At 74.1% G+C, this 3,669-nt stretch carries 2 protein-coding genes; both read left to right on the plus strand.

Annotation, left to right across the window (positions count from 1 at the left end):
• Window positions 1–1,043: PD-(D/E)XK nuclease family protein (locus tag HUU95_RS10765; RefSeq protein WP_174280113.1), on the plus strand; the 1,043-nt coding region annotated here is incomplete at its 5' end.
• Between the two features lie 6 nt (window positions 1,044–1,049).
• The coding region (locus tag HUU95_RS10770; protein ID WP_174280114.1) for a UvrD-helicase domain-containing protein at window positions 1,050–3,669 on the plus strand (2,620 nt) is incomplete at its 3' end.

Raw genomic sequence — 3,669 nt, forward strand, 5'->3', positions numbered from 1 at the left:
CGCACGACCTGGCGCAGGGACTCGGCGCGCCGGCGGTGCTCGTCACCCGATCGCGCCGGGACGCACGCTCGCCCGCGCTCGCCTCGCGCTTCTGGCTGCGGCTGGAAGCACTGGCGGGCGAGCGGTTCGAGCAGGCGGAGGAGCTGATCGGCTGGGTCCGCGCGCTGGACGATGCCGGCGAGCCGCAGCCGGTGGGTCGGCCCGCGCCGATGCCGCCCGTCACGCTGCGTCCAAGGGAGATCGCGGTGACGGAGGTGGACCGGCTGAAAGCCGATCCCTACGCCTTCTACGCCCGCCGCATCCTGCGCCTCGCGCCGCTGGACGCGGTCGACGCCGATCCCAGCGCGGCGTGGCGGGGTACGGCGGTGCATGACGTGCTCCAACGATGGGCTCAAGATCACCATTGCGCGATCGGGGCGTTGCGGCCGCTTGCCGCGGACATGATCGCGGACGAGCGCACCCATCCGCTGCTGCGCGCCTTGTGGTGGCCAAGGCTCGCGGAGGCGATCGACTGGACGGCGGCGGAGATGGCGCGGTTGACGCAGGAGGGCCGCGCGGTGCTGGCCGTCGAGGGCGCGGGGCGGGCGGAGCTGGCGGGGATCACGCTGACGGGACGGTTCGACCGGATCGACGCGCTGCCGGGCGGCGGCATCGGCATCGTCGACTACAAGACCGGCAAGCCGCCGTCGGCGCGCGCGGTCGCCGAGGGGTTCAGCCTCCAGCTCGGCCTGCTCGGCCATATCGCGGCGGCGGGCGGGTTCGAACGGGTGGCGGGCGATCCCGCCGCGTTCGAATACTGGTCGCTCGCGCGCAACCGCCAGGGCGGCTTTGGCTATCGCGAGAGCCCGTGCGATCCCGACGGCAAGCGCGACAAGGTCGTCACCGCCGACTTCGTCGCGCTGGCCCGCGCGAGTTTCGCGGCGACCGCGGGCAGGTGGCTGACCGGCGAGGAGCCGTTCACCGCGAAGCTCCACCCCGACCATGCGCCCTATGCCGACTATGACCAGCTGATGCGCCAGGACGAGTGGTATGGCCGTGAGTAGGCGCCCGTGAGCAGGACCGCGACCGGCACGCTCCCGATCCTGAAGGACGCGCAGGCCCGCGCCAGCGCGCCCGACCGCCATGTCTGGCTCGCCGCCTCCGCCGGCACGGGCAAGACCCAGGTGCTGGCCGCGCGCGTGTACCGCCTGCTGCTGCGCGGGGTCGATCCGTCGGCGATCCTGTGCCTGACCTTCACCAAGGCGGGCGCGGCCGAGATGGCGGGGCGGATCAACGGGCGGCTCGCCGCCTGGGTCAGGATGCCGCCCGCGGACCTTCGCAAGGACCTGCTCGCGCTCGGCGAAGAGGCGCACGATCCGGTCCCGCTGGCGCGCGCGCGCACGCTGTTCGCCAAGGTGCTGGACGCGCCGGGCGGCGGGTTGCGGATCCAGACGATCCACGGCTTCTGCCAGTCGCTGCTCGCCGCCTTTCCGCTGGAGGCCGGCCTCGTGCCCGGCTTCCGCCCGCTGGAGCGGCGCGAGGAGTCGCTGCTGGCGCGCGAGACGCTGGCGGACCTGCTGGTCGGGGCGGAGCGGGACGGCGATCCGGCGCCGGTCGCGACGCTGGGCGCGCTCAGCATCCGGCTGGGCGAGGGCGGGGCGGAGGATTTCCTGCGCGCCTGCACGCACGCGGGCGAGGCGCTGGACGCGCTGCCACCGCTGATTGCGCCCTATCTGCGCGAGCGGCTGGGCCTGCCCGATGGACCGATCGAGGACCATGTCCGCGCCTCCTGCGGGGACGACGCGTTCGATCGCGACGCGCTGGAGACGATCGCGGCGCTGAACCGCCAATGGGGCACCAAGGGCGGCGTCACCCGCGCGGAGACGATCGGCGCCTGGCTCGCCGGCGCGGCCGAGGCGCGCAGCGCCGGGCTGGAGGAGCTGCACCAGGTCTGGGCCAAGGCGGACGGCGACCCGCGCTCGTTCGCCAGGGGGCAGGCGCCCGTCGACCCGCGCTACGCGGAGCTCGCGACCAGGCTGCACGGCCGTTGCGCGGAGCTGTTGTCGCTGCGCGTGCGCGCCGGCTATGCCGACCTGCTCGCCGCCGCGCTGGGCGTCGGGCGCGACTATGCCGACGCCTATGCGCGCGCGAAGCGGCGGCTCGGCAAGGTCGACTTCGACGACCTGATCTCCGCCACCGTCCGGTTGCTGGGCGAGCCCGGCATGGGCGACTGGGTACGCTACAAGCTCGACCTTGCGACCGAGCACATCCTGATCGACGAGGCGCAGGACACCAACGCGCGCCAGTGGGCGATCGTCGACGCGCTGGCGCGAGAGTTCTTCGCGGGCGAGGGCACGCACGGCCGGCGCGCGCGCACGCTGTTCACGGTCGGCGACTTCAAGCAGGCGATCTTCGGCTTCCAGGGCACCGATCCGCTGTTCTTCGCCGCCGCCGAGCGGCATTTCGAGCGGCTGGCCAACGCCGGCCCGACCGATCCCGCCGACGCGCTCCCCGAGTGGACGCGGCTGTCGCTCACCCGGTCGTTCCGCTCCACGCGAGCGGTGCTGGAGTTCGTCGACGCCGCGGTGACGCAGATGCCCGCGCCCGGCATGGGCGATGCCGCGCCCGCCGAGCGTCACGCGAGCGAGGTGCCGGGGCCGGGCGCGATCGAGCTGTGGCCGCCGGTGGCGGCGGGCGGCGACGATCGCGACGAGGAAGGCTGGGTCGACGACGCCACGCGCGAACTCGCCAGCCGGATCGCGCGAAACGTGCGCGACTGGCTCGACCACGACTCGCCCGACGGGCTGACGCTGGGCAGCAAGGGGCGTCCGCTACGGCCGGAGGACGTGATGATCCTCGTCAAGCGGCGCGGCGCGCTCGCCTCGCTGCTGGTCGCGCGGCTGCATGCGGAAGGGGTGCCGGTCGCGGGCGTCGACCGGCTGCGGCTCAACGGCCCGCTGGCGGTGCAGGACCTGCTGGCCGCGGTGCGGTTCGCGCTCCAGCCCGAGGACGACCTGTCGCTCGCCTGTCTGCTGGTCTCCCCGCTGATCGGCTGGAGCCAGGACGACCTCATGGACGCGGCGCCGCGGACGCGCGGCAGTCTGTGGCTGCACCTGCAGATGACGCAGCCGGCCGGGCGGCTCGCGCCGCTGCGGGCGATGCTCAACCGCGTCGACATCATGACGCCGTACCAGTTCCTGGAGGAGCTGCTGTCGGGACCGCTGGGCGGTCGCCGATCGCTGCTGCGCCGGCTGGGTCGCGAGGCGCGCGACCCGATCGACGAACTGCTCGCCGCCGCGCTGGAGTTCGAGACGAGCACCGCGCCGTCGCTGCAACGCTTCCTCGACTGGTTCGATCGCGGCGACGTGGAGGTGGTGCGCGATGCCGCGGCGCCGCTCGACGCGGTGCGGGTGATGACCGCGCACGGCGCGAAGGGTTTGCAGGCGCCGGTGGTGATCCTGGCCGACGCCTGCGTCGATCCGACGCTCAGCCCGCGCTCCACCCTGAACTGGGCGCCCGAGGACGGCGCGCTGGCCGTTCCGGTGATCCGCCCGCGCGCCGCCGAGCGCGGCGGGCCGCTGGACGAGGCGGTCTGTTCCATGCTGTCCCAGGTGCTGGCCCGGCGCGGCCTGCAAAGCCGGGTGGTGACGCAGGAGGCGGTGGCGCGCAACGCCATCGACCAGCTCGACC

The organism is Sphingomonas bacterium, assembly GCF_903643065.1.
In the GTDB taxonomy this organism is placed as follows: domain Bacteria; phylum Pseudomonadota; class Alphaproteobacteria; order Sphingomonadales; family Sphingomonadaceae; genus Sphingomonas.